Origin of the sequence: Pseudomonas sp. DC1.2, from assembly GCF_034351645.1 — a bacterium.
In the GTDB taxonomy this organism is placed as follows: Bacteria; Pseudomonadota; Gammaproteobacteria; order Pseudomonadales; family Pseudomonadaceae; genus Aquipseudomonas.
The window spans coordinates 5,372,499-5,398,746 of record NZ_CP133782.1; the positions used below are offsets into that span (position 1 = coordinate 5,372,499).

Here is a 26,248-nt window from a genome sequence, read left to right on the forward strand (position 1 = left end):
TTTAAGCCTGTCTCGCTTGCGGCTTGAGCCGCACGTAAAGGGTTTTCTCGACCCGCGCCACCAAGTTACCGGCGCCATCGTGAATATCGACCTGCAACTGCGGCAGGTATTTTTCGCCCGAAGCCGTCTGCCGACGGATATCGTCGAGCAAGGTCTCGTCGATGTTGAACCGGGCGAACACCCGGCCTTTGCCCGGTGCGATGAAGTCGATGTCGGCCGCCTTGTCCCAGACGATGTAACGGTGCCCGAGGTTTTCCAACAGCATCAGCATGTAGAACGGGTCGACCATCGAATACAGGCTGCCACCGAATTGGGTGCCAACGTAGTTACGGTTGTACCAGCCCAGGCCCATCGACACCTGAACATCCCGAAAATCATCGCTGATATGCCTTACCCGCACGCCAGCACCGAGGTACGGCGGGTAGATCGACATCGCCCAGCGCATCAACCGCGCCTTGCCAAACATGTGCATAAACCACTTAAACATCCGGACGCGTCCCCAACCCCATGGCCTGCCGGGCGAACCAACGTTTGGCCGGCGGCAGCAGATCGAGGCCGAGCAGGCCGATATTGCGTCCCAGGGACACCAGCGGCTGAGTGCTGCCGAACAAACGGGTGACCTGATCGGAGAAGCCCACGGTCAGGTTCTGATCCATTCGCTGACGCTCGCGATAACCCTGCAAGGTGGCGAAGTCGCCGGGGGACTTTTCGCTGTCCAGCAACGCATCGGCCAACGCTTGGGCATCGCGCAGGGACAGGTTGAAACCCTGACCGGCAATCGGGTGAAGGCTGTGGGCTGCGTTGCCCAGAATCGCCAAATGCGAACGCACTTGTTCTTCAGCTTCAATCAACGTCAGCGGGTACAAATGCCGAGCGCCCACTTGTTTCAGAGTCCCGAGACGATAACCAAATACGCCCTGCAACTCACCGAGAAAGCTTTTTTCATCGAGAGCCGCCAGCCGTTCCGCGTCCATCCCCAGGCGGGTCCAGACCAATGCACAGCGGTTGTCCGGCAGCGGCAGCAAGGCCATCGGGCCATCATCGGTGAAGCGCTCGAACGCCATGCCGTTGTGGGCTTCGCTCGGCGTGACGTTGGCGATTAGCGCGCTCTGGTTGTAAGGGCGTTTTTTGATGCCAATGCCAAGTTGCTCGCGCAAGCCGGAACGACCGCCATCGGCAAGCACCGCAAGGTCGCATTCCACGGTGCTTTCATCGTTGAGGGTCAGGCGATAGCCGTCGCTCAGCGGCTCCATGCGGGTGACTTCCGCCGGACAGCGCCAACTGATCACGTCCTTGTCCAGGCCCTGCCAAAGGCAGCGGCCGAGCCAAGCGTTTTCCACCACGTAACCCAGCGCCGGAACCCCCTCTTCCATCGCCGACAGGCGCGCGGTGGAGAAGCGCCCACGGTCAGACACGTGAATCTGCTTGATCGGCTCGGCTCGGCGGGAGATTTCCTGCCACACGCCCAACCGTTGATAAATCTGCCGCGCACCGTAGGACAACGCCGAAGAGCGGGCGTCGTAGCTCGGTTGGTAAGTATCACCAGGGGCGAACGGTTCAATCAGCACGATCTTCCAGCCGCGCGCCTTGGCGCCGGCCTGCAAGGCCAACGCAAGACTGGCGCCCACCAGGCCACCGCCGATAATTGCCAGATTGACTCGACTCATGCCGCTTGTGTCCGTGCAGTGGCCATCAAGGCCTCGATCTCGGCGACGGTTTTCGGCACGCCGTGGGTCAGGATTTCACAACCAGTTTTGGTGACCACTACGTCGTCCTCGATGCGCACGCCAATGCCGCGCCATTTTTTCGCTACGTTCTGATTGTCCGGGGCAATGTAGATTCCCGGTTCCACGGTCAACGCCATGCCGACTTCCAGCACACGCCATTCGCCGCCGACCTTGTACTCGCCAACGTCATGCACATCCATACCCAGCCAATGGCCGGCGCGGTGCATGTAAAACGCCTTGTAGGCTTCGCTGGCGATCAGTTCATCAACGTCGCCCTGCAACAGGCCCAACTTCACCAGACCGGCAGTAATCACCCGGACCGTGGCTTCATGCGCCTGATTCCAGTGTTTGTTCGGCGCTATTTCGTTGAATGCAGCTTCCTGGGAGGCTAGCACCAACTCATAGATTGCCTTCTGTTCTGCTGAATACTTGCCATTGACCGGCCAGGTACGAGTGATGTCGCTGGCGTAGCAGTCGATTTCACAACCAGCGTCGATCAAGACCAGATCACCGTCTTTGAGCACCGCATCATTCTGCTGGTAATGCAGGATGCAGCTGTTACGCCCAGCGGCGACGATCGAACCGTAAGCCGGCATCTTCGCCCCGCCCTTGCGGAACTCATAGTCCAGCTCGGCTTCGAGGCTGAACTCATGCAAACCCGCACGGCTGGCCTGCATCGCACGGATATGGGCCTGGGCGGAAATCCGCGCAGCTTCGCGCATCACTTTCACTTCGGCAGCCGATTTATACAGGCGCATGTCGTGAAGCAGATGATCCAAGGCAACGAATTCGTTCGGCGGCTGGGCGCCGAGGTGAGCTTTGGAGCGGATCACGTTGATCCAGTCCATCAAATGTCGGTCGAACTCCGGGTTGCTGCCCATCGCCGAATACACCCGGTCGCGGCCTTCGATAAGGCCCGGCAGAATGTCGTCGATGTCGGTGATGGGAAAAGCGTCGTCGGCGCCAAAGTCGCGAATCGCGCCTTCCTGGCCGGCGCGCAAGCCATCCCACAACTCTCGCTCGGCGTTGCGTTCACGGCAAAACAACACGTACTCGCCATGCTCGCGACCGGGCATCAGCACAATCACTGCCAGCGGCTCGGGAAAACCGCTGAGGTACTGGAAGTCGCTGTCCTGACGGTAGACGTGCTCGACGTCGCGGTTGCGGATTGCAACGGCGGCGGCGGGCAGGATCGCGATGCTGTTGGGTTCCATCTGCGCCATCAACGCCTTACGGCGACGGCTGTATTCCGATTTAGGGATATGGATCATGGGCAGATGGCGTTCCCAGGCTGGCGATTAATGCAACGACGGTTTGGCCGCAGCCGGTTCGGTCGGTTTTTTGGTTTCGGTGAACAGCAGCAACGGCGCAACGCGCAGGTACTCCATGACTTCCATGTAGTCGCTTTCGCCGTCGTCGGACTCTTCCAGGGCGTCTTGCACCTGAGCGATGGCGGCCAGGTCCTGCAAGACCTCGGTGGCCTCAGTGCTCAGCGCGTTGTCGCGGTAGGTCAAACCGAAGCCGGCGAGGAAGCCCTGGCACCAATGGCCCAGTGCGGCGGCACGGTCAGCAAGCGGTGCGTCGTCGGTTGGCAGCAGCAGAACGACGGTCATGTCGTCACCGGTCAGCTCACCCTTGACCATCTCTTGCAGGCCGATGAGGGCGTTGCGAACGTTGTCTTGCGGCTCGCCTTCGAGCAGTTCAGCGGCATCGGCCAGCCAACTGTCGGCCTCGAACCCTGCACCGGCGCAACTGCGCCCGAGCAACAGGCCATGCAGTTCGGCAGGCGAGACAGGATGGCCGCTGGTGCTCAGCAGGGTGGCAAAGGCTTGGTACGGGGAATTCTGAATGGGCATGGGCAGCTAGGCGCCAGACGGCGCTATGTCTAGAATGGAGGCCTTGTATCCTACATCGACAGACTCGCCAAGACTATTAAAGGCTGTCCGCCCGCTACCACCCGTCAGACACACACTCAGTGGACACAATGGAAGACACCGATCTGCAAGCGCTGATGGCCAGACTCGAATTGCTAATTAGCCGAGTCGAGCAACTAAAGAGTCAAAACGGACTCTTATTAGCTCAGGAAAAGACCTGGCGCGAGGAACGCGCGCACCTCATTGAAAAAAATGAAATCGCCCGGCGTAAGGTCGAATCGATGATTTCGCGCCTCAAGGCCCTGGAGCAAGACTCATGAGTTCAAGCAATAGCGTTACCGTGCAGATCCTCGACAAAGAGTATTCAATCATTTGCCCCCAGGAAGAGCGCAGCAACCTGGTGAGCGCCGCCCGTTACCTGGACGGCAAGATGCGCGAAATCCGCAGCAGCGGCAAAGTCATCGGTGCCGATCGCATCGCGGTAATGGCCGCGCTGAACATTACTCACGACCTGCTGCACAAGGAACAGCGCCCTGACGTACAGGCCAGCGGGTCAACGCGTGAGCAGGTTCGCGACCTGCTGGACCGCGTCGATCTGGTGCTCGCGACCGATCCGGACGTCACCAAGGGCTGATTCGCGCAACGGCTTGAGTTATACTCCCGCCACTCCCTGGGGTGCTTGCCAGTTGACGATGTCCCTGAGCCGATTCGCACTACCCTGGAAGTTGCACGTTGGGCTGGTGTGCATGTCCGCTAGACGGAAAGCCTTAAAGCCTACTGCATCTTCCACCTTGAACTTTCGGGTTCAAGGGCTAAGTCAGCAGCGGTTCATCCGGGGAGCCTGATTCCAGTCCGATGCCGGTTTAAATACCGGCATCGGCTTTTTTATGAGTACGCTTTATGTACTCGACCCGCGAGCCGAATCCATGAACGAACCTGCGCTGCTTCCCCGCCCGCAACTTCGACGCATGCTGCGCAAGGCCCGTCGCGCACTGACACCCCATCAGCAGCGCCAAGCCGCTCGCGGGCTCTACCGGCAGTTGGCTCAGCACCCACTGTTTCGCCGTGCAAAACATCTTTCTCTGTACTTGCCTACCGACGGTGAAATCGACCCGCGCCTGCTGCTGCGTGCGGCGCAGCGTCGAGGCAAGGTCACGTATCTGCCGGTGCTCAGCGCCTGGCCACGAACCAAAATGGTGTTCCAGCGGATCAGCCCCGGCGAACAGCTCAAGCCCAACCGTTTCCGCATTCTCGAACCACGGGCCAATATCGCCCGGCAACGCAAGGTCTGGACGCTGGATCTGGTGTTGTTGCCATTGGTCGGGTTTGACGATGTCGGCGGGCGCCTCGGCATGGGCGGTGGTTTTTATGACCGTAGCCTTTCGTATCTCGCACGGCGAAAAAACTGGCGCAAGCCGACGCTGCTGGGGCTGGCCCATGAATGTCAAAAGGTCGAAAGACTGGCTCAGGCGAGCTGGGATGTACCACTGCAAGGCACGGTGACGGACAGGGCGTGGTATTTCGCAGACTAGACGCCACTGGATTCAGCGGCGTCCATCAGACAGGTTCAGCGTTTGAAAGCAGACGGTTTCTGTTGCTGCGCGATTTCGAACGGCGCGTCAGTTTTGTTGCTCCACAGGCTTTGGGCATAACCAGTAGTCACGACGCCCAGACCGAACAAAATAACCAAAATCCATAGTAAATCCGGTTTGCGTTTCATCGATTGCCCCCCAAAGGCACATCAACACGATGACAGCAGCGGTTTCCGTTGTAGGCCGTGCAGCAGCGTAAAGCTTAGAAGGCCGGCATTCTGCGACAACGTGAAGCGACACGCAAATGCTGGCGTCAACCGACCGTCGGTTTGTCCTGAAATTGCCCGACAACTTGTCCAATGACCTCGCAAGGAGCAAAAACCATGGCCTATTGGCTGATGAAATCCGAACCCGACGAACTCTCGATCAAAGGCCTTGAAACACTTGGCAAAACCCGCTGGGATGGGGTACGTAACTATCAGGCACGTAATTTCTTGCGCGCAATGGCCGTGGGCGACACGTTTTTTTTCTATCACTCCAGTTGCCCGCAGCCCGGGATCGCCGGAATCGGGCGCATTGTCGAAGCCGCCTATCCGGACCCGACCGCCCTTGAGCCTGACAGTCATTACTTCGACCCCAAGGCCTCAGCCGAGAAAAACGCTTGGAGCGCCATTGATGTGGCGCATGTCGAGACGTTTGCCCACGTCCTGAAACTCGATGACCTGAAACAGCAAATGGCCTTGGTCGAGATGCCGCTGGTGCACAAAGGCTCGCGTTTGTCGGTTATGCCGGTCAGCGCCGAGCAGTGGGCGGCAGTCCTCGCGTTGCGCTAAAAAAGCAGAACCACGCGGTCACCCTGCTTTACCCGGTCAATAGGGCTAGGCTTGGCCCTCAGTTGACACGCATCAAGTTACCTCGGTGCTGATCAGCCAGACTAGGACGCAACAGCCGCAGGATGCCCGCATGTCAACGCACAGCCGCTCTTCGATTTTTTTCGCCAGCGCTCTAGTGGCGCTGCTGCTGGCCGCCGGTGGTTTCGGTTACTGGAAGTCGATGCATGATCGCCTGCCGGAAGGCTTGTACGTCGGCAACGGTCGCCTCGAAGCCACCGAAGTGCAGATCGCCAGCAAGACGCCCGGACGACTGGCCGAAGTACTCGTCGATGAAGGCGACAAGGTGACCAAAGGCCAACTGCTGGCCCGCATGGACACCCGTACCCTCGAAGCGCAGCGCAATCAGGCTGAAGCCGAAGTGCTGCGCGCCAGGGAAAACCTTGCCGCTGCCCAGGCCAATGTGCAACTGCGCCAGAGCGAACAGCTGTTGGCCCAACAGGAACTCAAACGCTCAAAGGAACTGTTCAAACACGGTTTCGTCAGTGGCCAGATCATCGATCAGCAACAAGCGCGCCTGGACACGGGCAGTGCAGCGGTCGCGGCGTCCCGAGCCCAGGTCTCGGCCGTGGGTGCGGCGATTGGTGCGGCCCAGGCTCAAGTCGCAATGCTAACCAGCGAGATCGACGACAGCAGCCTGAGGGCGCCCATCAACGGAGTCATCCAGTTGCGCATGGCCGAGCCCGGCGAAGTGCTGGGTGCCGGTGGACGGGTTCTGCTGCTGATTGATCCCAACGACCAGTACATGAACCTCTACCTGCCGGCCTCGGTCACCGGCCGCGTCGCGGTTGGCGATGAAGCACGCATCTTGCTCGACGCCCTGCCCGATCACCCGCAACCGGCAAAAATCACCTTCGTCGCCGGCAAATCACAGTTCACCCCTAAAGAAGTCGAGACCCGCGATGAGCGGCAAAAACTGGTATTCCGCGTCAAAGTGCGCCTGACGAATCCAAGCGCCCTGCCCGAGGCCAAACCGGGCATGCCCGGTGCCGGTTATGTACGCACCGCGCCTATTAGCTGGCCGGCCAACCTGCAATGACCGGGTTGGCGCTGCAAGCCACCGGCATCCATCACCGTTATGGCAAACAGCAGGCACTGACCGACATCACGTTCAGCCTACCCGCTGGCACGCGATGCGGGCTGATAGGCCCAGACGGCGCCGGCAAATCAAGCCTGTTGGGGCTGATCGCCGGGGTAAAAACCCTACAACAAGGCCAACTGCAAGTCCTGGGCGGCTCGATCCAGACGCGCCGCCATCGCAACAGCCTCTACCCGCTGATCGCCTTCATGCCACAAGGCCTGGGTGGCAACCTTTATCCCGAGTTATCAATTAGCGAGAACATCCACTTTTTCGCCACGCTGTTTGGCCTGTCGCAAGCCGACTGCAATCAGCGCATGCACAGTCTGCTGCTGGCCACCGATCTGCTGCGCTTCGCCGACCGTCCTGCCGGTAAACTGTCCGGCGGGATGAAACAGAAGCTCGGGCTCTGCTGCGCGCTGATCCACGAACCCGACCTGCTGATCCTCGACGAACCGACCACCGGCGTCGATCCCTTGTCGCGGCGGCGCTTCTGGGAGCTGGTGGATAACGTGCGCCGCCAGCGCCCACAACTGACGCTGCTGGTCGCTACGGCTTATATGGAAGAGGCAGAGCAATTCGAACATTGCCTGATGCTGGACGGCGGCAAACTGATTGCGACGGGCCTGAGCAGCGAATTAGCCGCTGTGACGCCCAGCGGCAAACTCGACGAAGCGTTCACCCACTTTCAAGGCGACAACGGTCACGACAACCAGCCTCTGGTCATTGCGCCGCGGACTGGCGTCAACACTGACATCGCCATCGAAGCCCACAACCTGACCCTGCGCTTTGGCGATTTCACCGCCGTCGACAGCGTCAGCTTCGCCATCGGCCGTGGCGAGATTTTCGGGTTTTTGGGGTCCAACGGCTGCGGTAAAACCAGCACCATGAAAGTCCTCACCGGGCTGATACCCGCCAGTGAAGGCAGTGCCGCGTTGCTGGGCAATCCGGTGAACGCCAAGGACCTGGGGACACGCAAGCGCGTTGGCTTCATGTCGCAGAGTTTCTCGCTGTATGGCGAACTCAGCGTGCGGCAGAACCTGGATCTGCATGCAAGGCTGTTCGATTTGCCTAAGTCCGACAGCTCCGAGCGCATCGCCGACCTGATCCAGCGATTCAACCTGAGCAGCGTCGCCGATCAACAGTCCGGTGCGTTGCCTTTGGGCCTGCGACAACGTTTGTCCCTGGCGGTGGCGGTACTGCATCGCCCGGAAGTGCTGATCCTCGATGAACCGACCTCCGGCGTCGACCCCGCCGCGCGGGACGACTTCTGGCGGCTGCTGGTCGAGCTGTCGAGGGAACAAGGGGTGACGATCTTTCTTTCCACGCACTTCATGAATGAAGCCCAGCGTTGCGACCGCATTTCGCTGATGCACGCGGGCAAGGTGCTGGCCTGCGATACGCCCACAGCGCTGCAACATCAATTCAACGGCGAAACGCTCGAAGCCGCGTTCGTCACATGCCTGGAGCAGGCCCAAGGCCCGGCAGAAACACCGACAACCGCCGCCCCCACCGACGCGCCCGTCACTCCCGCCGCACCGATGAAGGACCGCGGTTTCAGCGTCGGGCGCTTGGTGGCGGTGGCCAGTCGCGAAGGCAAGGAGTTGCTGCGCGACAAAGTGCGGATGGCGTTCGCCCTGCTCGGGGCTATTTTCATGATGGTGATTTTCGGCTATGGGATCTCCCTGGACGTAGAAAAACTCGCCTTCGCCGTGTTCGATCAGGACCAGACACCGCAAAGCCGCGCCTACTTGGAAGCCTTTCGCAGCTCGCGCTACTTCGCCGAACAAGCCCCCCTACACGACGCCAAAGAACTGCACCTGCGCCTGCAACGCTCGGAAATCAAACTGGCACTGGAAATCCCGCCAGGTTTCGGCCGCGACCTGAACGCCAGACGCCAGCCCACCGTTGCCGCGTGGCTGGATGGCGGCATGCCGTTTCGCGCCGAGACCAGTCGCAACTATGTAGAGGCCGTACACCAGGCCAATATCGAGCAGTTGGCCGAACAGAGCAGTCCTGCACTGAACCGGCAGGCCGCGGCCACCCTGGAAACCCGATTCCGCTATAACCAGGACGTGGTCAGCGTCAACGCTATCGGCCCAGGGGTGATGGCGCTGATCCTCGCGTTCATCCCGGCCATGCTCACAGCGCTGGGGATCGTGCGCGAGAAGGAGCTGGGGTCGATCACCAACTTCTACGCCACGCCGCTGACCCGACTGGAATTCCTGCTCGGTAAACAAGCGCCGTATCTGGCAATCAGCCTGGTCAACCTGGCTGTGCTGGTGGCCATGAACCGCTGGCTGTTCGGCGTACCGTTCAAGGGCAGCGGCCTGACGCTGGCCTTGGGTGGATTGCTCTATGTGCTGGCGACCACCAGCATGGGCCTGCTGATTTCGGCGTTCACCCGCACCCAGATCGCCGCGATCCTCGGCACCATGATCCTCACCAGCCTGCCGACCATCCAATTCTCCGGACTGATCGTGCCGCGCTCCTCACTGGAAGGCGCAGCTGCCGTGATGGGCATGCTGTTTCCGGCCGGGCACTTCCTCGATATCGCCGTCGGCACCTTCACCAAAGCCTTGGACTTGCGCCAGCTATGGCCACAATGCCTGGCACTGTTCGGGTTCTTTCTCGGGTTCACCGGGCTGAGCCTGATCATGTTGAAAAAGCAGGAGGTCTGATGCACAAACTTGCGCATATCTTGCGACTCGGCCTCAAGGAACTCACGAGCCTGCGCCACGACAGCGTGTTGCTGCTGTTTCTGTTCTACGCCTTTACCGTGGCGATCTACATGCCGGCCGCCGGCTCGGTAATCGGCGTACACAACGCCAGCGTGGCCGTGGTCGACGAAGATCACAGCCTGCTCTCGCGACAACTAGCCCTGGCCCTGCAACCACCGGAGTTCCAACGCCCGGTGTTGCTGCCATACGGGCAACTCGATCAAGTCATGGACAACGGCCAATACACCTTCGTGATCAACGTGCCGGCGAATTTCCAGACCGACCTACTGGCCGGTCGCCGACCGGCGATTCAGGTCAATGTCGATGCCACGGCCATGAGCCAGGCGTTTATGGGTGCCGGTTACATCGGGCTGATTTTCCAGCGCGAACTGCTGACCTACAGCCATCAGAATGAAGCGGCCAGCCAAGTACCGGTCCTGCTGAGCCCGCGCGCGCTGTTCAATACCAATCTGGAGGGCGGCTGGTTTCTGGCGGTGATTCAGATCGTCAACAACATCACGATCCTCGCCATTATCCTCACCGGTACAGCGCTGCTGCGCGAACGTGAACACGGCACGCTCGACCATTTGCTGGTGCTACCGCTGACCGCACTGGAAATCATGCTGGCAAAAATCTGGAGCAACATGCTGGTGGTGGTGGTGTGTACCTGGATTTCGCTGGAGGTGATCGTCAAAGGTGCGCTGGGCGTGCCGCTGGCCGGCTCCATGAGCCTGTTTTTACTGGTGACGGCGGTTTATCTGTTCGCCAGTACGGCGCTCGGGATATTTCTCGCGACCCTGGCCCGATCAACGCCGCAGTTCGGGCTGCTGGCGATTCCGGTGATCATCCCGATGTTGTTGCTGTCTGGCGGCAGCACGCCGCTGGACAGCATGCCGCAATGGCTGCAATGGGTAATGCAGGGGTCGCCATCGACGCACTTTGTCAGCCTCAGCGCCGCTATTCTGTTTCGCGACGCAGGGCTGGGTGTGGTCTGGCCGGACTTGCTGGCGCTCACCGCGATTGGGTTGGTGTTCTTTGCCATTGCGCTAATGCGGTTTCGCAAGAGCCTGGCGTCCTGAGGGAGTGCGTTGCGCCTTCGCGAGCAGGCTCGCAAAGGGTCCAACCCAGACAGCAGGCGTTTTATTGAATGATCAGGTTGTTAAACAACAGATCCTCAACCACTGGCTTGCCGGTTTCGTCGTTCATCACTTGCTGGGTCTGTTTCAGGGCCTCCTGACGCAGCTTTTCCTTACCGTCGATGCTATTCATCGCCTCGTTAGTCTGCTGAGTGAAGAGCGCCACCAGTTGATTGCGAATCAACGGCTCGTTGGCCTTGACCGCTTTGACCGCCTCTTCTCCCGTTACCCGCAACGCCACATCAGCCTTGAATACCTTAAGCTTCGGCGTGCCATCGAGTCCGTAATTACCCACGAACGGCGGGCTCAGGGTGATGTAGCTGACTTTCGGCGCCTCACCTTCTTTGGCGGCTTCTTCGGCCACGGCTGCCATGGGCAGAGACAGGGCCAACATCAACATGATCCACGCTTTCACAATTCGCTCCTTATCCGGTTTGCGGCCTAGCATAACGACCCGCCGCTCAAGCACAAGCTTATGGCTAACTATCAGGGCCGGGCATGCTCATTGACCCAATGACTCACACACCTACACTTATCGGCCATCACTCCCAAAGGAATAGCCCTGATGAAAGCCGTGCTGTGCAAAGCCTTCGGCCCTGCCGAATCGCTGGTGCTGGAAGACGTCGCCAGTCCTGCTCCGAAGAAAAACGAAATCCTGATGGACGTACACGCCGCCGGGGTCAACTTCCCGGACACGCTGATCATCGAGGGTAAATACCAATTCAAGCCGCCCTTTCCGTTTTCCCCTGGCGGTGAGGCGGCGGGCGTGATCAGCGCGGTGGGCGAGAAGGTTAGCCACCTAAAAGTCGGTGACCGGGTCATGGCCCTGACCGGCTGGGGCAGCTTCGCCGAACAGGTCGCAGTGCCCGGTTACAACGTGCTGCCGATCCCGCCGTCGATGGACTTCAACACCGCCGCCGCGTTCAGCATGACCTACGGCACCTCGATGCACGCGCTCACGCAGCGGGCCCACCTGCAACCCGGTGAAACCCTGCTGGTGCTCGGCGCCTCCGGCGGTGTCGGCCTGGCCGCCGTGGAAATAGGCAAGGCGATGGGCGCTCGAGTGATCGCTGCCGCCAGCAGCGCCGAAAAACTCGCCGTGGCCAAGGCTGCCGGCGCTGACGAACTGATCAACTACAGCGAGACCAGCCTCAAGGACGAAATCAAACGCCTGACCGACGGTAACGGCGCCGACGTGATTTACGACCCGGTCGGCGGCGACCTGTTCGACCAGGCCGTGCGCGCCATCGCCTGGAATGGCCGTTTGCTGGTAGTCGGCTTCGCCAGCGGGCGTATTCCCGAGTTACCGGTCAACCTCGCCTTGCTCAAAGGGGCGGCTGTGGTTGGGGTGTTCTGGGGTTCGTTTGCCCAGCGACAGCCGCAGGACAACGCGGCGAACTTCCAGCAATTGTTCAGTTGGTTTGCCGAGGGCAAGTTGAAGCCGCTGGTGTCACAGGTCTATCCGCTGACGCATGCCGCACAGGCGATTAACGATCTGGGACAGCGCAAGGCCGTCGGCAAAGTGGTCGTGCAGGTGCGCTAGGGTGGCGAAGTCATCGCTTGATTAACCTTTGATTGGCAGCGCTTGAGCCGCGCCTCCAGATTGCGGTCTGGCATGGAGTGGCTGCGCAGGGCGTGGGCCGTCTGCTCGACATAATCGCGAGTGGTGCCGTAACGCCCGCAAGCGCTCTCAAACACCTGGCTCAGCACGTGATCCGGCAAATTGCCGGCATAGCTGGGCAGGTGCCGCTCCAAGACAAATCCCAACGCCTGAACCTGGCTTCCGTCTTCGAGACGGCAGGTGAGCCAGTGTGGCCGATAGGAGGGAAAGGGCATTTCGCGCTGCCACAGAGCGTAAAGCGAGGCGTCGAGTTTTTCTTCCGGCAGGCGATAAGCAAAGCCGCTGCAGGAGCCGCCGCGATCCAGGCCGAACACCAGCCCCGGGACTTCCGGCGTACCGCGGTGCTCGTGGGACCACAGGTACAAACCGCGATGGTAACCGTGAACCCGACCGCGCATTCGCTCCACCGCCGGGCATTCAGGACGCCAGATCAGCGAGCCATAGGCGAACAGCCAAACCGGCCCACCCTTGTGACGCGCCATGGTCGACTGCATCGAGCAGAGCAATTGTTCGTGCGTAAGCTGCGGTCCCAGATCGAGCCGCGGGGGATAAGCCAAATTCAAAAAATCGGATTCAATGACGGTCATGGCAACGTGTGTTCGGCCTTACAAGTATTACAAGATGTAAGCAAGTTTCGATCCATAGAACATATAGCAGTAAACGTAAAACGAAAAGTGCTAAAGCCTATAGGGCACCCACTTACAACGACAAAAGCCGGCTATCTACGCTCAACTTCGTTTTATATAGCCTAATACCCTTTTCCAGATGTCTTAAATACCCGAATGAAATATGCATAAGCATTCGGCAAAATCAGGACACAGCAGCTGAGAGTAGGAATTTTCCTACGCACAGCTCGGATTTTGCGCCTTTGCAGTGGTTTGCAGGGCGCGTATAAAGGCCGCCCACAGGCGCAAGCCACACTGCCTAAAGGGCTGCATGATGAAAAAACTATGGATTTACGCGCTGCTATTGGCACCAGCCAGCCATGCGTTGGCGCTGGAAGACTCGCAGCGTAAGGACAAAGGCTTCTGGTACGTGCAAACCAGTGTCTACACCCGGCACTACTCGCCTGATTCGGAACACAACAACAATCAAGACCTGATTGGGATTGAACGCAATGAAGCGTCCGGCTGGGTATTTGGCGGGGTCACTTTTCGCAACTCGTTCAGCCAACGTTCAAACTACGCCTATGTTGGCAAACGCTACGAGAGCGCCAATTATCCGGTGTATATAAAACTGACCGGCGGCCTGCTCCAAGGTTATAGCGGCAAGTACAAGGATAAGATCCCTCTCAACCACTTCGGCGTGGCGCCGGTGATCATTCCGTCGGTCGGTACTTACTATGGGCCGCTGGCCGCCGAGCTGGTGCTGCTCGGCGCCAACGCCGCCATGATCACGACAGGCATACGCTTCTAAGACTGACGGATGAGCTACCGACGCGGATCAAGATCACGGATCAAGATCACGGATCAAGATCACGGATCAAGATCGAGGATCAAGATCGAGGCGCATAGGCAAAAACATCGGCGCGCATTTGATGGGCGTCCATCCCGGCGTCGACCAGCGCATCCAGCGTGCCATAGACCATCGCCGGGGAGCCGCTGGCGTAAACATGCAATGCCTTCAAATCAGTGAAGTCTTCGCACACAGCCTCATGTAGCAGGCCGCAGCGCCCTTCCCAACCACATTGATCGCTGACGACTTTATGCAGGAACAGGTTGGGCAATTTCAGCCATTCATCCCAATGCTCGATGTCATAAAAATCTTCAGGCCGGCGAACCCCCCAATACAGATGCACCGGATGCTTGAAGCCCGAGGCACGGCAATGTTCGATCAGGCTGTGAATCTGGCCCATGCCGGTGCCCGCGGCGATCAGCACCAGTGGACCGTCCGGCAACTCGGCCAGATGGGTGTCGCCGAACGGCAGTTCAATACGCACCATGGCGTTGCGCTGAAGCTGCTCGATCAGGCTTAGCGCACTGGCTTCGCGCGCCAATACCTGTATTTCCAGGTCGCGCCCCGAATGCGGCGCAGACGCCAGGGAGAAGGCAGATTTTTCGCCATTCTCGCGTTCGATCATCAGGTACTGCCCGGCGTGATAGCGTGGCGGCTTGCCGGCCGGCGCCCGCAGGCGCACGCGCCAGGTATCACCGCCGACATCGACGCATTCAATGACCTGACACGACACGCTGCGCACCGGCAACTCTCCCAGCGCAAGCACGCCATCCCACAACACGATGCAGTCTTCGAGCGGCTCTGCAATGCAAGTGTAGAACTCGCCATGGTCACGCACATCGCCGTCCTGTTCGACCCGCCCCTCCACCAGCAGCGCCGCGCAGATATGGCAGTTGCCGTTGCGACAGCTTTGCGGGCAGTCATAGCCCAGACGCCGGGCGCCATCGAGAATCCGCTCGCCGGGCCGAATCTCAAGCACCGCTCCGGAGGGCTGCAAAGTTACACGCATCAATCTATTCCTAACTGATTCCAGATGGCATCGATCCGTTGGGTAACGGCATCATCCTTGACGATCACCCGGCCCCACTCGCGAGTGGTTTCGCCCGGCCATTTATGCGTGGCATCGAGCCCCATCTTCGAACCCAGGCCGGAGACCGGCGAGGCGAAGTCCAGGTAGTCGATCGGCGTGTTGTCGATCATCACCGTGTCGCGCTTGGGGTCCATGCGCGTGGTAATGGCCCAGATCACGTCGTTCCAGTCCCGTGCATTGATGTCGTCGTCAGTGACGATAACGAACTTGGTGTACATAAACTGTCGCAAAAACGACCAGACACCCAGCATTACCCGCTTCGCGTGGCCTGGATATGACTTTTTCATGGTCACGATAGCCATGCGGTACGAGCAGCCCTCGGGCGGCAAGTAGAAATCGGTGATCTCCGGGAACTGCTTTTGCAGGATGGGCACGAACACTTCGTTCAGCGCCACACCGAGGATCGCCGGCTCATCGGGCGGGCGGCCAGTGTAAGTGCTGTGATAGATCGGCTTGATCCGGTGGGTAATACGCTCGACGGTGAACACCGGGAAGCTGTCCACTTCGTTGTAGTAACCGGTGTGATCACCGTAGGGACCTTCGTCGGCCATCTCGCCCGGATGAATCACCCCCTCCAGGATGATTTCGGCCGTGGCCGGCACTTGCAGGTCGTTGCCGCGGCACTTCACCAATTCGGTGCGGTTACCGCGCAGCAGGCCGGCGAAGGCATATTCGGAGAGGCTATCCGGCACCGGCGTCACGGCGCCGAGAATGGTCGCGGGGTCGGCGCCCAGCGCCACGGACACTGGAAACGGCCGGCCTGGGTGCTTCTCGCACCACTCGCGGTAGTCAAGCGCGCCGCCACGGTGGCTCAGCCAGCGCATGATGACCTTGTTGCGACCAATCACTTGCTGACGATAGATGCCGAGGTTCTGGCGATCCTTGTTGGGGCCTTTGGTGACCGTCAGGCCCCAGGTAATCAGCGGACCAACGTCACCGGGCCAACAGGTTTGCACCGGCAACATCGCCAGATCGACGTCGTCGCCTTCGATAACGACCTCTTGGCAGACCGCGTCTTTGACCACTTTCGGTGCCATCGCAATGATTTTGCGAAAGATTGGCAGCTTGGACCAAGCGTCTTTCAGGCCCTTCGGCGGTTCGGGCTCTTTGAGGAACGCCAGCAGCTTGCCAATTTCACGCAGTTCGCTGACCGCCTCGGCGCCCATGCCCAGGGCCACCCGCTGGGGGGTGCCGAACAGGTTACCAAGTACCGGGATGTCGTACCCGGTCGGGTTCTCGAACAACAACGCCGGCCCTTTGGCCCGTAGCGTGCGATCACAGACTTCGGTCATCTCCAGCACTGGAGAGACGGGAATCTGGATACGTTTCAACTCTCCGCGCTGCTCAAGCTGCTGCACGAAATCCCGAAGATCCTTGAATTTCATTGACGGTGGCACCCTTAAATGAGGCGTACATCCTACCTGCTCTGCCGGCCGCTGGCAGCTTATCGCTGCTCACTTGGCCGCATTCACATTGCCATTACCAAGCGCAGCCCTGGCTTGCAGCCTGATAAACAGCGGTTCGAGCGCCGGAGCAACGAATTGCGCACCGACCTCTGACAGGTGGTTGTCATCGGTGTACAGCGAATGGCCGTCAAACTCGACGCGACAAAAGCCAGAGGCATCACACAGCCTTGGCGCCAGGTCTAGCACCGCAACGCCCCGATCGGCCGCTGCCAACTGCGTAAACAACTGCCGGATAAAGGCTTGGCGCTTAAGGTGATCAGCCACCGCCATGCCCACATCCGTCGTCGGACGGTGCAACATCGCCAATCGACTGAGACGATAAGGCGGGTTGAACGGCTGCAACGGCGCTTCCTTGACCAGCCACACTCGATGCCCTGCGGAGCGCAGTTCCTGCACCCGGGCACGCAATCCTTCGGCCAGGCGCTGCTCGGCAGCGGCACGCTCGTAGCCACCGTCAGGTTTTTTCAAAGCATGCTCCAGATCGCCTTTGGCATCGCCGTAAAGATAGAGGCTCCAGCGCGCCACCAGCACCACGTCGCCCACTGACTGGGATCGCAAGGCATGTTCGACCCGCCGATTGAAACGGCTACACACCTGATCATATTCAAGGCCCGTCACGGGCAGGCAACCCGCCGAGCTGGCCAGCATCAGGCTGACACCATGCGCCTCAGCGCCCTCCTTCATGGCCGGAATCAACGCCATGGCATGACTGTCGCCCCAAACCAGCGCACTGGCCGACGGCAACGACGAAGCCCCGTAATAGCAAAACAGTTTGTCATCGGAAATGTTGTCATCCGTCAGGCACGCCAATTGTTCCGGCCGCCATTCACGACCCTTGGCGTACTGCAAAGCATCATCCGACAGGCGCCAGGGCAAGCCATCCGTCCAGCGCAAGGCTTGGCCTGCCAGACCGACCAACACAATACCGACGCCAGCGGCGGCCAGCATCTGTGTGCGTCCGGCCAGCCATTTGCGCTCGCGAAACGGCGTCTCGATGAAGCGCCAAGACAAGTACCCCAATACCAGACTGAGCAGAATCAAACCGCTGATATCGAGGGGCCTCAGCTCATCAACGCTGGCGTAACGGGCGAAAACAAACACCGGCCAATGCCACAAATACCAAGAGTAGGAAATCAACCCAACCCCCACCAACACCCGACTGCTCAACAGCCGACGGATCAGGGTGTGTCGATGGCCGTTGGACCAGATCAGCGCGAGCACGCCCAACGTCGGCAACAACGCCGCAGCGCCTGGGAACGGCGTGCTTTTGTCGTAGCAAACGACGGCCAGCAAGATCGATGCCGCTCCAGCCAGGCTGACCCATTGCGCGGCAAACGGCGTCAGGCGCAGCTTACGTGCGGGCGCTACCGCCAGCAGGGCGCCGGCCAGCAATTCCCATGCACGCATCGGCAGCAGGAAAAACGCTTTTTCCGGGTGCTGCTCAACCGCCCAGACGCTGAGTCCGAACGACACCAGCAACACGCCGAACAACGCCAGGCGCCAATGCTTCAGACGACTGGACAGTACCGCCAACAGCAAGGGAAAGACGATGTAGAACTGCTCTTCAACCGACAGCGACCACGTATGCAACAGGGGTTTCAGGTCGGAAGCGACGTCGAAGTAGCCCTCTTGACGCATGAATAAGAGGTTGGACACGAACATGGCCTGATAGCGCACGGAGCGCCCCAGCTCCTCGTAGTCCTGGGGCGCCAGCAGGAACCAGCCCAACACCAGCACGGCGACGATCATCACAAACAGCGCTGGCAGAATCCGCCGGGCACGCCGCGCCCAGAAGTCAGAGAAGCGAAACCGTTCGGCCTGACGCTGGTTGTAGATGATCGAGGTGATCAGGTAGCCGGAAATGACAAAGAAAACATCCACGCCGACGAAGCCGCCGGTAAAGCCTGGAACACCAAAATGAAACAACACCACGGCAATTACTGCGATTGCTCGAATGCCGTCGATATCCCTTCGGTAAGCAAGAGTGCTCATAAACCGTCATACCAATCAGTAAAAATATTGGCGCGCGTGCGCCTTTTCGCTTTTTGTACTGACCAGTCGTTGTGAGAATCTTTCCTTTTTTTACAAAAAAAAATGGCGCCCCGAAGGACGCCATTTTTAGCGACTAAAAGCCGTCTTACTTACGCTTCATCGACAAGAAGAACTCGTCGTTGGTCTTGGTCTGCTTCAGCTTGTCGATCAAGAACTCGATAGCCGCGACTTCGTCCATCGGGTGCAGCAGCTTGCGCAGGATCCACATGCGCTGCAACTCGTCGTCAGCGGTCAGCAACTCTTCACGGCGGGTGCCGGAACGGTTGATGTTGATCGCCGGGAACACGCGCTTTTCAGCGATCTTGCGATCCAGAGGCAGCTCCATGTTGCCGGTGCCTTTGAACTCTTCGTAGATCACTTCATCCATCTTCGAGCCGGTTTCAACCAGCGCGGTAGCGATGATGGTCAGCGAGCCGCCTTCTTCGATGTTCCGAGCGGCGCCGAAGAAACGTTTCGGTTTCTCCAAAGCATGGGCATCGACACCACCGGTGAGCACTTTGCCGGAGCTAGGGATCACGGTGTTGTAGGCACGGGCCAGACGAGTGATGGAGTCGAGCAGAATCACCACGTCTTTTTTGTGTTCGACCAGGCGTTTGGCCTTCTCGATCACCATTTCAGCAACCTGCACGTGGCGGGTTGGCGGCTCATCAAACGTCGAGGCAACCACTTCGCCGCGCACGGTGCGCTGCATTTCGGTTACTTCTTCTGGACGCTCGTCGATCAGCAGCACGATCAGATGAACTTCAGGGTTGTTTCGCGCAATGTTCGCCGCGATGTTCTGCAACATGATCGTCTTACCCGCTTTGGGCGGGGCAACGATCAGACCGCGCTGGCCTTTGCCGATCGGAGCGCACAGGTCGATGACACGACCGGTCAAGTCTTCGGTGGAACCGTTGCCGGCTTCCATCTTCATGCGCACAGTCGGGAACAGCGGGGTCAGGTTCTCGAAGAGAATCTTGTTTTTCGCGTTCTCGGGGCGATCGTAGTTGATCGTATCGACCTTGAGCAGCGCGAAATAACGCTCGCCTTCCTTTGGAGGGCGAATCTTGCCAACGATGGTGTCACCAGTGCGCAAGTTGAAGCGACGGATCTGGCTCGGCGAGACGTAGATATCGTCTGGGCCGGCGAGATAGGACGCATCAGCGGAGCGGAGGAAGCCGAAGCCGTCCTGGAGGATCTCCAGCACGCCATCACCGGAAATTTCCTCGCCGCTTTTAGCGTGCTTTTTGAGCAGGGAGAAAATCACGTCCTGCTTGCGCGAACGGGCCATATTTTCTATGCCCATCTGTTCGGCCAATTCGAGCAGTTCGGTAATCGGCTTTTGCTTGAGTTCAGTCAGATTCATATAGGAATGACGTAATCATTTATGGAGGGGGGGGAATTAAGCTTTTGGCTTAATGAGGCCGCGCCGCAGAGAAGGCGACAGGATCGCGTACTTATTCGAAAAGGAGTGCGTCGGCGACGGCTAGCAGGGGGCAGTGGAGAAACCAGTGCGGGGCCGAATGTATCACCTGAGTTTCGGAGCGTCTAGCCCTGAATAACGAAAAAGCCCCGCAATTTTGCGAGGCTTTTTTAAAGATGCTTTACCGCGACGCTTAGATGTTGGCGTCGAGGAAGGCAGCCAGTTGCGACTTGGACAGTGCGCCGACCTTGGTGGCTTCGACGTTGCCGTTCTTGAACAGCATCAGCGTCGGGATACCACGCACGCCATGCTTGGCAGGGGTTTCCTGGTTTTCGTCGATGTTCAGCTTGGCAATAGTCAGCTTGCCTTTGTAGGTTTCAGCGATTTCGTCCAGAACAGGAGCGATCATTTTGCAAGGGCCGCACCATTCAGCCCAGTAGTCGACCAGTACAGCGCCTTCGGCCTTGAGTACGTCGGCCTCGAAGCTAGCGTCGCTAACGTGTTTGATAAGATCGCTGCTCATGGAAGTCTCCAGATTGTAAGCAAAAAAACGTCGCCCATCATAGCCGCCCTTCCCTCGTTCAGGAAGCTGCAGATGATTGAGTCTCGCTATGGTAGGCCATGAGTCTGGGTATAGCTCAAGTCACGAGACAGCGGGAGCGACGAACGCAATTCCGGTGCGCAGCGCAGCATTGCGCACATGCTCCTGCATTGCCTTCTGTGCCGCACCGGACGCCCGTCGAGCCAGTGCGCGGAGGATTTTACGGTGTTCCTGCCAGGTTTCCATGGCCCGTTCGGCCCGGATGAACGGTAGCTTCTGGCTCTCTAAAAAAATGTCGGCGCTGGCAGTCAGAATGCTCAGCATCGCCTGATTGCCGCTGGCCAGCAGAATGCGCCGGTGAAATTCGAAGTCGAGCCGCGCGGCGGCGTCAAAGTCGCAGGCCTTTAGCTCATTGCGCATCGCTGCGACGTTGTCCTCGAGTGCGTCAAGCTCATGGGTGCTCAGGGTCACAGCAGCGAGCCCGGCGGCAAAGCCTTCCAGGGCATAGCGCAGTTGAAAGATGTCCAGCGGTGAGGCCTGGGCAGCGAACGGCCAACTCGCGGCAGCGTCACCTCGCGACAAGTCCATCGGCGACTGCACGAACACACCCTTGCCTGGCTGAATGCTGATCACGCCGAGCGCACTCAGGGACGACAACGCCTCTCGGAGCGATGCCCGACTGACGCCCAATTGCACCGCCAGATCCCGTTGCGAAGGCAAGGCGTCCCCCGGCCCGAAGCCGTGCTCGGTGATCAACTTGCGGATAGCTTGTAGTGCCACTTCAGGTACGGCACGCGAAATCGAGTTCATGATTTTTCAGACGAACCAGGCCAATGAGCGGCTAGTTGTAAAGCTATTCGCGAAGCCCGGCAAGTCGTGCCCCATGCGGGTTCGGCCCGTTTCGTGAATGCGCCATGAAGGTGCAAGACAGCGCCCAACTGTTCAGACCAGTAAGACCGAAAAAAACCAGCGAAACCGTGGCCTGTCACCCGCGAAATCCGATGTTGGCATGGCACATGCTCTGTCGAACCGTAGAAATCACTTCTCGCCGATTCGGAGATTTGCCATGACCCTGCGTTACCGCGCCCTCCTCGCCGCCCTGTTTGCCAGCCTGATGCTGAGCCAGGCATCCGCCCACGCTGACGGCCTGGAGGATGTGGTCAAACGCGGCGTCCTCAAGGTCGCCGTGCCTCAGGACTTCCCGCCCTTCGGCTCGGTCGGCCCGGACATGAAGCCTCGCGGCCTGGACATCGACACCGCCCAACTGCTGGCCGATCAACTCAAGGTCAAACTTGAGCTGACTCCGGTCAACAGCACCAACCGTATCCCGTTCTTGACCACCGGCAAGGTCGATCTGGTGATTTCAAGCCTGGGTAAAAACCCCGAGCGCGAGAAAGTCATCGATTTTTCCAGCGCCTACGCGCCGTTCTACCTTGCCGTATTTGGCCCTCCAGACGCTGCCATCAACAGCCTCGACGACCTCAAGGGCAAAACCATCAGCGTCACCCGTGGCGCCATCGAAGACATCGAACTGACCAAAGTCGCCCCACAGGGCGTGACCATCAAGCGCTTTGAAGACAATAACTCGACCATCGCCGCCTACCTGGCCGGGCAAGTTGATTTGATCGCCAGCGGCAACGTGGTGATGGTGACCATCAGCGAACGCAACCCGAAACGCATTCCAGCGTTGAAAGTGAAGCTCAAGGACTCGCCGGTCTATGTCGGCGTGAACAAAAACGAGCCCGCGTTGCTGAGCAAGGTCAATCAGATCCTCGCCACGGCCAAAACCGATGGCGCGCTGGAGAAAAACTCCCTGACCTGGCTCAAAGAACCGCTGCCGGCTGATCTCTGATCAGCACCGGGGAGACTCCATATGGCTTATCAGTTCGACTTTATCCCGGTGTTGCAAAACACCGACCTGTTGCTGCGCGGTGCGCTGTTCACGCTTGAACTGACGGCCATCGGCACCGTGTTCGGGGTGGGCCTGGGCATCGTCGGGGCGCTGGTGCGGGCATGGAATATTCGTCCGTTCTCCGCGATATTCGGGGTCTACGTCGAGTTGATTCGCAACACACCGTTTTTGGTGCAGTTGTTTTTCATCTTCTTCGGGCTGCCGTCCCTGGGCCTGCAAATATCTGAATGGCAGGCGGCGGTGTTGGCAATGGTGATCAACCTCGGCGCGTATTCGACCGAGATTATTCGCGCTGGCATCCAGGCGATCCCCAAGGGCCAATTGGAAGCCGCAGCCGCGCTGGCGATGACCCGCTTCGAAGCCTTCCGCCACGTGGTCTTGCTGCCGGCACTGGGCAAAGTCTGGCCGGCCCTGAGCAGCCAGATCATCATCGTCATGCTCGGCTCCGCCGTTTGTTCGCAGATCGCCACCGAAGAGCTGAGCTTTGCTGCCAACTTCATTCAGTCGCGCAACTTCCGCGCCTTTGAAACCTACACCCTGACCACCCTGATCTACCTGTGCATGGCGCTGCTCATCCGCCAATTGCTGAACTGGGTTGGCCGTCGCTACATCGCAAGGAGCCGCCAATGAGCGATTTCACCTTCTGGGACATCGTGCGCAACTTGCTGACAGGGTTGCAATGGACGCTGGCGCTGTCGCTGGTGGCGTTTATCGGCGGCGGTGTCATCGGCTTGCTGGTGATGGTCATGCGCATTTCAAAAAAGGCCCTGCCGCGCAACGTCGCCCGGACCTACATCGAGCTGTTTCAAGGCACGCCCCTGTTGATGCAGCTGTTTTTAGTGTTCTTCGGCGTCGCGCTGGCCGGCGTGGACATTTCGCCCTGGATGGCAGCGGCCATTGCCTTGACGCTGTTCACCAGCGCCTATCTGGCGGAGATCTGGCGCGGTTGCGTCGAGTCGATCCCCGATGGCCAGTGGGAAGCCTCGTCCAGCCTGGCACTTAACCCGCTGGAGCAGTTGCGCTACGTCATTCTGCCGCAAGCCTTGCGCATTGCCGTGGCGCCGACCGTGGGTTTCTCCGTGCAGGTGGTCAAAGGCACCGCCGTCACATCGATCATCGGCTTTACCGAACTGACCAAGACCGGCGGAATGCTCGCCAACGCCACCTTCGAGCCCTTCATGGTCTACGGCCTGGTGGCCCTCGGTTACTTTTTGCTGTGCTACCCACTGTCCGTCAGTGCGCGCTACCTGGAAAGGAGACTGCATGCCTCTGCTTAGAATTTCTGCCCTGCATAAATATTACGGCGACCATCATGTACTCAAAGGCATCGACCTGAGCGTCGAGGAAGGCCAGGTGGTGGCGATCATCGGACGCAGTGGCTCGGGCAAATCGACCCTGCTGCGCACGCTCAATGGTCTGGAATCGATCAACGACGGGGTGATCGAAGTCGACGGCGAATACCTCGACGCCGCCCGTGCCGATCTGCGCAGCCTGCGGCAGAAAGTCGGGATGGTGTTTCAGCAGTTCAACCTGTTCCCGCACCTGACCGTGGGCGAGAACGTGATGCTCGCCCCGCAGGTGGTGCAGAAAGTACCCAAGGCCAAAGCCGCCGAACTGGCGCGGCAGATGTTGGAGCGGGTCGGGCTCGGGGAAAAATTCGACGCGTTCCCGGATCGCCTGTCCGGCGGCCAGCAACAACGGGTGGCGATTGCGCGGGCGTTGGCGATGTCGCCCAAGGTGTTGTTGTGCGATGAAATCACCTCGGCACTGGACCCGGAATTGGTCAACGAAGTGCTGAGCGTGGTTCGACAACTGGCCAAAGAAGGGATGACGCTGATCATGGTCACCCACGAAATGCGCTTTGCCCGGGAGGTGGGGGACAAGTTGGTGTTCATGCATCAAGGCAAAGTGCATGAGGTGGGTGACCCGAAGATTCTGTTCGCGAATCCGCAGACGGTGGAGTTGGCGAATTTCATCGGGACAGTAGAAGCGACGGGCTGAAAGATTTTCAGCGCCAGTCAGGCTCGCTCACATATTGGTTTGGCGTCGCCCACAACCATAAGGGCGTTACTGAACCGTGCGAGGGCGAGCTTGCTCGCAATTGAGCGCGCAGCGGTCACCCGCATTCCTGCGCTATATCAACGCTTTAGACACTGCGCGTTGGCGGAAGCGTTTGATCGTGGCACGATGTCGGGGTTATCGACCGAGACCCCCTGACCATGCCGCAATCCCAAGCCAAGAATCTGTCCCTGATCGCCGCAATCGACCTGGGCTCCAACAGTTTTCACATGGTCGTGGCCAAGGCCCAGAACGGCGAAATCCGTATTCTTGAGCGCCTCGGCGAGAAGGTCCAACTGGCTGCCGGCATCGATGATGATCGTCAGCTCAGCGAAGAGTCCATGCAACGCGGGCTCGACTGCCTGAAGCGTTTCGCCCAACTGATCAACGGCATGCCGCTGGGCGCCGTGCGGATCGTGGGCACCAATGCCCTGCGCGAAGCCCGCAACCGCGTCGAATTCATCCGCCGCGCTGAAGAAATCCTTGGCCACCCCGTTGAAGTCATCTCCGGGCGCGAAGAAGCCCGCCTGATCTACCTCGGCGTGTCCCACACTCTCGCTGACACACCGGGCAAACGCCTGGTGGCCGACATCGGCGGTGGCAGTACCGAGTTCATCATCGGCCAACGCTTCGAGCCGCTGCTGCGCGAAAGCCTGCAAATGGGCTGCGTCAGCTACACCCAGCGCTATTTCAAGGACGGCAAGATCACCCCGGCTCGCTACGCCCAGGCGTACACCGCAGCGCGGCTCGAGATCATGAGCATTGAGCACGCCCTGCACCGCCTGACCTGGGATGAAGCCATCGGCTCCTCGGGCACCATTCGTGCCATCGGCCTGGCGCTGAAGGCTGGCGGACACGGCACCGGCGAAGTGAATGCCGAAGGCCTGGCTTGGCTCAAGCGCAAGATTTTCAAACTTGGCGATGCCGAAAAAATCGACTTCGAAGGCATCAAGCCCGACCGCCGGGCAATTTTTCCTGCCGGGCTGGCCATTCTTGAAGCAATCTTCGACGCCCTTGATCTGCAACGCATGGATCACTGTGAAGGCGCCCTGCGCGAAGGCGTGCTCTACGACCTGCTGGGCCGTCATCATCACGAAGACGTCCGTGAGCGCACCCTCAGCTCGTTGATGGAGCGTTATCACGTCGATCTGGAGCAAGCGGCACGGGTTGAACGCAAAGCGCTGCACGCGTTTGATCAAGTGGCCGAAGACTGGGAACTGGACGATGGCGTCTGGCGTGAATTATTGGGCTGGGCGGCGAAAGTCCATGAAGTGGGCCTCGACATTGCGCACTACCATTACCACAAGCACGGCGCCTACCTGATCGAGCACTCCGACCTGGCCGGTTTCTCGCGCGAGGACCAGCAAATGCTCGGGTTGCTGGTGCGTGGTCACCGACGCAATATCCCCCGGGATAAGTTTGCCGAGTTCGGCGACGAAGGCATCAAACTGATTCGCCTGTGCGTGCTACTGCGCTTTGCGATCCTGTTCCATCACATCCGCGGCACCCAGCAAATGCCCGAAGTCACCTTGCGCGCCAGCGGCGACAGCCTGGACGTGGTGTTCCCGAAAGACTGGCTGGAACAAAACCAACTGACCCAGGCCGACTTCGCCCTCGAAGCCGAATGGCTGACCCGCGTCGGTTTTGTGCTGAACGTGCGCTGAGTCCAGCGGCCATAAAAAAGGGCGATCCGT

27 protein-coding genes and 1 other RNA gene are annotated in these 26,248 nt (G+C 59.4%); 15 read left to right on the forward strand and 13 right to left on the reverse strand.

From position 1 onward, the window contains the following. Position 1: 1 nt before the first annotated feature. From RHM68_RS24450 to RHM68_RS24465, 4 genes are read right to left on the reverse strand one after another with little or no spacing between them, the layout of a single operon-like run. Positions 2-487: a DUF4442 domain-containing protein gene (locus tag RHM68_RS24450; RefSeq protein ID WP_322219552.1), complete on the reverse strand. Its 486-nt coding sequence runs from the start codon at positions 485-487 to the stop codon at positions 2-4. Then, positions 480-1,667, reverse strand: coding sequence for a 2-octaprenyl-6-methoxyphenyl hydroxylase (gene ubiH / locus RHM68_RS24455; protein ID WP_322219553.1), 1,188 nt, complete (start codon positions 1,665-1,667; stop codon positions 480-482). The genes RHM68_RS24450 and ubiH overlap by 8 nt, the downstream gene beginning before the upstream one ends. Continuing rightward, positions 1,664-2,998 (reverse strand): Xaa-Pro aminopeptidase, encoded by a 1,335-nt coding sequence (gene pepP / locus RHM68_RS24460; protein ID WP_322219554.1) that lies wholly within the window; start codon positions 2,996-2,998, stop codon positions 1,664-1,666. The genes ubiH and pepP overlap by 4 nt, the downstream gene beginning before the upstream one ends. 27 nt (positions 2,999-3,025) lie before the next feature. After that, positions 3,026-3,583 (reverse strand): YecA family protein, encoded by a 558-nt coding sequence (locus RHM68_RS24465; protein WP_322219555.1) that lies wholly within the window; start codon positions 3,581-3,583, stop codon positions 3,026-3,028. Positions 3,584-3,711: 128 nt separating this feature from the next. Here RHM68_RS24465 and RHM68_RS24470 point away from each other — a divergent pair, with 128 nt between their 5' ends. From RHM68_RS24470 to RHM68_RS24485, 4 genes are all read left to right on the forward strand, one after another. Continuing rightward, a complete protein-coding gene (locus RHM68_RS24470) occupies positions 3,712-3,921 on the forward strand; it encodes a TIGR02449 family protein (protein ID WP_007942437.1) in 210 nt (69 codons plus the stop codon). Further along, complete coding sequence (locus tag RHM68_RS24475) at positions 3,918-4,235, forward strand: cell division protein ZapA (protein WP_322219556.1); 318 nt, start codon at positions 3,918-3,920, stop codon at positions 4,233-4,235. The genes RHM68_RS24470 and RHM68_RS24475 overlap by 4 nt, the downstream gene beginning before the upstream one ends. 30 nt (positions 4,236-4,265) lie before the next feature. Continuing rightward, positions 4,266-4,444, forward strand: a non-coding RNA gene (gene ssrS, locus RHM68_RS24480) — 6S RNA. An 83-nt stretch (positions 4,445-4,527) separates the two neighbouring features. Then, positions 4,528-5,133 carry a 5-formyltetrahydrofolate cyclo-ligase gene (locus RHM68_RS24485; protein ID WP_322219557.1) on the forward strand — a complete coding sequence of 202 codons (606 nt, stop codon included), beginning with the start codon at positions 4,528-4,530 and terminating at the stop codon, positions 5,131-5,133. 35 nt (positions 5,134-5,168) lie between these two features. On the opposite strand, the gene RHM68_RS24490 is transcribed toward RHM68_RS24485, so the two are convergent. Next, positions 5,169-5,321 (reverse strand): hypothetical protein, encoded by a 153-nt coding sequence (locus RHM68_RS24490; protein WP_322219558.1) that lies wholly within the window; start codon positions 5,319-5,321, stop codon positions 5,169-5,171. A 195-nt stretch (positions 5,322-5,516) separates the two neighbouring features. Here RHM68_RS24490 and RHM68_RS24495 point away from each other — a divergent pair, with 195 nt between their 5' ends. From RHM68_RS24495 to RHM68_RS24510, 4 genes are all read left to right on the forward strand, one after another. Then, positions 5,517-5,966: an EVE domain-containing protein gene (locus RHM68_RS24495; protein WP_322219559.1), complete on the forward strand. Its 450-nt coding sequence runs from the start codon at positions 5,517-5,519 to the stop codon at positions 5,964-5,966. Between the two features lie 130 nt (positions 5,967-6,096). Next, positions 6,097-7,062: an HlyD family secretion protein gene (locus RHM68_RS24500; protein ID WP_322219560.1), complete on the forward strand. Its 966-nt coding sequence runs from the start codon at positions 6,097-6,099 to the stop codon at positions 7,060-7,062. Further along, positions 7,059-9,782: a ribosome-associated ATPase/putative transporter RbbA gene (gene rbbA / locus RHM68_RS24505; protein WP_322219561.1), complete on the forward strand. Its 2,724-nt coding sequence runs from the start codon at positions 7,059-7,061 to the stop codon at positions 9,780-9,782. Before RHM68_RS24500 ends, rbbA begins: the two co-directional genes overlap by 4 nt. Continuing rightward, positions 9,782-10,900 carry an ABC transporter permease gene (locus RHM68_RS24510; RefSeq protein WP_322219562.1) on the forward strand — a complete coding sequence of 373 codons (1,119 nt, stop codon included), beginning with the start codon at positions 9,782-9,784 and terminating at the stop codon, positions 10,898-10,900. Before rbbA ends, RHM68_RS24510 begins: the two co-directional genes overlap by 1 nt. A gap of 61 nt (positions 10,901-10,961) precedes the next feature. Here the strand turns inward: RHM68_RS24510 and RHM68_RS24515 are convergent, their stop codons facing one another. Continuing rightward, positions 10,962-11,372: a flagellar basal body-associated protein FliL gene (locus RHM68_RS24515; RefSeq protein WP_322219563.1), complete on the reverse strand. Its 411-nt coding sequence runs from the start codon at positions 11,370-11,372 to the stop codon at positions 10,962-10,964. Positions 11,373-11,522: 150 nt separating this feature from the next. Here RHM68_RS24515 and RHM68_RS24520 point away from each other — a divergent pair, with 150 nt between their 5' ends. Beyond that, positions 11,523-12,500, forward strand: a complete 978-nt coding sequence (locus RHM68_RS24520) for an NADPH:quinone oxidoreductase family protein (protein WP_322219564.1) — start codon at positions 11,523-11,525, stop codon at positions 12,498-12,500. Here the strand turns inward: RHM68_RS24520 and RHM68_RS24525 are convergent. Beyond that, entirely contained in the window at positions 12,497-13,165 is a 669-nt protein-coding gene (locus tag RHM68_RS24525) for a gamma-glutamylcyclotransferase (RefSeq protein ID WP_322219565.1), read from the reverse strand. The two genes, RHM68_RS24520 and RHM68_RS24525, sit on opposite strands and share 4 nt — an antisense overlap. Positions 13,166-13,517: 352 nt before the next feature. Here RHM68_RS24525 and RHM68_RS24530 point away from each other — a divergent pair, with 352 nt between their 5' ends. After that, positions 13,518-13,994 (forward strand): sn-glycerol-3-phosphate transporter, encoded by a 477-nt coding sequence (locus tag RHM68_RS24530; RefSeq protein ID WP_322219566.1) that lies wholly within the window; start codon positions 13,518-13,520, stop codon positions 13,992-13,994. A gap of 79 nt (positions 13,995-14,073) precedes the next feature. On the opposite strand, the gene RHM68_RS24535 is transcribed toward RHM68_RS24530, so the two are convergent. The 6 genes from RHM68_RS24535 to RHM68_RS24560 all read right to left on the reverse strand — a co-directional run bounded on the left by RHM68_RS24535 (position 14,074) and on the right by RHM68_RS24560 (position 21,394). Further along, the gene (locus RHM68_RS24535) at positions 14,074-15,042 is read right to left on the reverse strand and encodes a CDP-6-deoxy-delta-3,4-glucoseen reductase (protein ID WP_322219567.1); all 969 of its coding nucleotides are present in this window, start codon (positions 15,040-15,042) and stop codon (positions 14,074-14,076) included. After that, positions 15,042-16,508 (reverse strand): 4-hydroxy-3-polyprenylbenzoate decarboxylase, encoded by a 1,467-nt coding sequence (gene ubiD / locus RHM68_RS24540; protein WP_322219568.1) that lies wholly within the window; start codon positions 16,506-16,508, stop codon positions 15,042-15,044. Before ubiD ends, RHM68_RS24535 begins: the two co-directional genes overlap by 1 nt. A gap of 69 nt (positions 16,509-16,577) precedes the next feature. Further along, on the reverse strand, positions 16,578-18,581 hold the full coding sequence (locus RHM68_RS24545; protein ID WP_322219569.1) for an acyltransferase family protein: 2,004 nt from the start codon (positions 18,579-18,581) through the stop codon (positions 16,578-16,580). Positions 18,582-18,726: 145 nt separating this feature from the next. Then, positions 18,727-19,986, reverse strand: coding sequence for a transcription termination factor Rho (gene rho, locus RHM68_RS24550; RefSeq protein WP_133100838.1), 1,260 nt, complete (start codon positions 19,984-19,986; stop codon positions 18,727-18,729). Between the two features lie 250 nt (positions 19,987-20,236). Next, complete coding sequence (gene trxA / locus RHM68_RS24555) at positions 20,237-20,566, reverse strand: thioredoxin TrxA (protein WP_003177349.1); 330 nt, start codon at positions 20,564-20,566, stop codon at positions 20,237-20,239. A gap of 120 nt (positions 20,567-20,686) precedes the next feature. Further along, positions 20,687-21,394: a FadR/GntR family transcriptional regulator gene (locus RHM68_RS24560; protein ID WP_322219570.1), complete on the reverse strand. Its 708-nt coding sequence runs from the start codon at positions 21,392-21,394 to the stop codon at positions 20,687-20,689. Positions 21,395-21,650: 256 nt separating this feature from the next. Between RHM68_RS24560 and RHM68_RS24565 the strand changes: the two genes are divergently transcribed. The 5 genes from RHM68_RS24565 to ppx all read left to right on the forward strand — a co-directional run bounded on the left by RHM68_RS24565 (position 21,651) and on the right by ppx (position 26,218). Beyond that, entirely contained in the window at positions 21,651-22,436 is a 786-nt protein-coding gene (locus RHM68_RS24565) for a transporter substrate-binding domain-containing protein (RefSeq protein WP_322219571.1), read from the forward strand. 21 nt (positions 22,437-22,457) lie between these two features. Then, positions 22,458-23,126 carry an amino acid ABC transporter permease gene (locus RHM68_RS24570; protein ID WP_322219572.1) on the forward strand — a complete coding sequence of 223 codons (669 nt, stop codon included), beginning with the start codon at positions 22,458-22,460 and terminating at the stop codon, positions 23,124-23,126. Next, a complete protein-coding gene (locus tag RHM68_RS24575) occupies positions 23,123-23,773 on the forward strand; it encodes an amino acid ABC transporter permease (RefSeq protein ID WP_322219573.1) in 651 nt (216 codons plus the stop codon). Before RHM68_RS24570 ends, RHM68_RS24575 begins: the two co-directional genes overlap by 4 nt. Then, the gene (locus RHM68_RS24580) at positions 23,760-24,497 is read left to right on the forward strand and encodes an amino acid ABC transporter ATP-binding protein (RefSeq protein WP_322219574.1); all 738 of its coding nucleotides are present in this window, start codon (positions 23,760-23,762) and stop codon (positions 24,495-24,497) included. Before RHM68_RS24575 ends, RHM68_RS24580 begins: the two co-directional genes overlap by 14 nt. Positions 24,498-24,715: 218 nt before the next feature. Then, the gene (gene ppx / locus RHM68_RS24585; RefSeq protein WP_322219575.1) at positions 24,716-26,218 is read left to right on the forward strand and encodes an exopolyphosphatase; all 1,503 of its coding nucleotides are present in this window, start codon (positions 24,716-24,718) and stop codon (positions 26,216-26,218) included. Positions 26,219-26,248 lie beyond the last annotated feature (30 nt).

Coding starts and splice junctions, on each gene's coding strand:
- RHM68_RS24450 (WP_322219552.1), bottom strand. CDS start 487: ATGTTTAAGTGGTTTATGCACATGTTTGGCAAGGCGCGGTTGATGCGC.
- ubiH (WP_322219553.1), bottom strand. CDS start 1,667: ATGAGTCGAGTCAATCTGGCAATTATCGGCGGTGGCCTGGTGGGCGCC.
- pepP (WP_322219554.1), bottom strand. CDS start 2,998: ATGATCCATATCCCTAAATCGGAATACAGCCGTCGCCGTAAGGCGTTG.
- RHM68_RS24465 (WP_322219555.1), bottom strand. CDS start 3,583: ATGCCCATTCAGAATTCCCCGTACCAAGCCTTTGCCACCCTGCTGAGC.
- RHM68_RS24470 (WP_007942437.1), top strand. CDS start 3,712: ATGGAAGACACCGATCTGCAAGCGCTGATGGCCAGACTCGAATTGCTA.
- RHM68_RS24475 (WP_322219556.1), top strand. CDS start 3,918: ATGAGTTCAAGCAATAGCGTTACCGTGCAGATCCTCGACAAAGAGTAT.
- RHM68_RS24485 (WP_322219557.1), top strand. CDS start 4,528: ATGAACGAACCTGCGCTGCTTCCCCGCCCGCAACTTCGACGCATGCTG.
- RHM68_RS24490 (WP_322219558.1), bottom strand. CDS start 5,321: ATGAAACGCAAACCGGATTTACTATGGATTTTGGTTATTTTGTTCGGT.
- RHM68_RS24495 (WP_322219559.1), top strand. CDS start 5,517: ATGGCCTATTGGCTGATGAAATCCGAACCCGACGAACTCTCGATCAAA.
- RHM68_RS24500 (WP_322219560.1), top strand. CDS start 6,097: ATGTCAACGCACAGCCGCTCTTCGATTTTTTTCGCCAGCGCTCTAGTG.
- rbbA (WP_322219561.1), top strand. CDS start 7,059: ATGACCGGGTTGGCGCTGCAAGCCACCGGCATCCATCACCGTTATGGC.
- RHM68_RS24510 (WP_322219562.1), top strand. CDS start 9,782: ATGCACAAACTTGCGCATATCTTGCGACTCGGCCTCAAGGAACTCACG.
- RHM68_RS24520 (WP_322219564.1), top strand. CDS start 11,523: ATGAAAGCCGTGCTGTGCAAAGCCTTCGGCCCTGCCGAATCGCTGGTG.
- RHM68_RS24525 (WP_322219565.1), bottom strand. CDS start 13,165: ATGACCGTCATTGAATCCGATTTTTTGAATTTGGCTTATCCCCCGCGG.
- RHM68_RS24530 (WP_322219566.1), top strand. CDS start 13,518: ATGAAAAAACTATGGATTTACGCGCTGCTATTGGCACCAGCCAGCCAT.
- RHM68_RS24535 (WP_322219567.1), bottom strand. CDS start 15,042: ATGCGTGTAACTTTGCAGCCCTCCGGAGCGGTGCTTGAGATTCGGCCC.
- ubiD (WP_322219568.1), bottom strand. CDS start 16,508: ATGAAATTCAAGGATCTTCGGGATTTCGTGCAGCAGCTTGAGCAGCGC.
- RHM68_RS24545 (WP_322219569.1), bottom strand. CDS start 18,581: ATGAGCACTCTTGCTTACCGAAGGGATATCGACGGCATTCGAGCAATC.
- rho (WP_133100838.1), bottom strand. CDS start 19,986: ATGAATCTGACTGAACTCAAGCAAAAGCCGATTACCGAACTGCTCGAA.
- trxA (WP_003177349.1), bottom strand. CDS start 20,566: ATGAGCAGCGATCTTATCAAACACGTTAGCGACGCTAGCTTCGAGGCC.
- RHM68_RS24560 (WP_322219570.1), bottom strand. CDS start 21,394: ATGAACTCGATTTCGCGTGCCGTACCTGAAGTGGCACTACAAGCTATC.
- RHM68_RS24565 (WP_322219571.1), top strand. CDS start 21,651: ATGACCCTGCGTTACCGCGCCCTCCTCGCCGCCCTGTTTGCCAGCCTG.
- RHM68_RS24570 (WP_322219572.1), top strand. CDS start 22,458: ATGGCTTATCAGTTCGACTTTATCCCGGTGTTGCAAAACACCGACCTG.
- RHM68_RS24575 (WP_322219573.1), top strand. CDS start 23,123: ATGAGCGATTTCACCTTCTGGGACATCGTGCGCAACTTGCTGACAGGG.
- RHM68_RS24580 (WP_322219574.1), top strand. CDS start 23,760: ATGCCTCTGCTTAGAATTTCTGCCCTGCATAAATATTACGGCGACCAT.
- ppx (WP_322219575.1), top strand. CDS start 24,716: ATGCCGCAATCCCAAGCCAAGAATCTGTCCCTGATCGCCGCAATCGAC.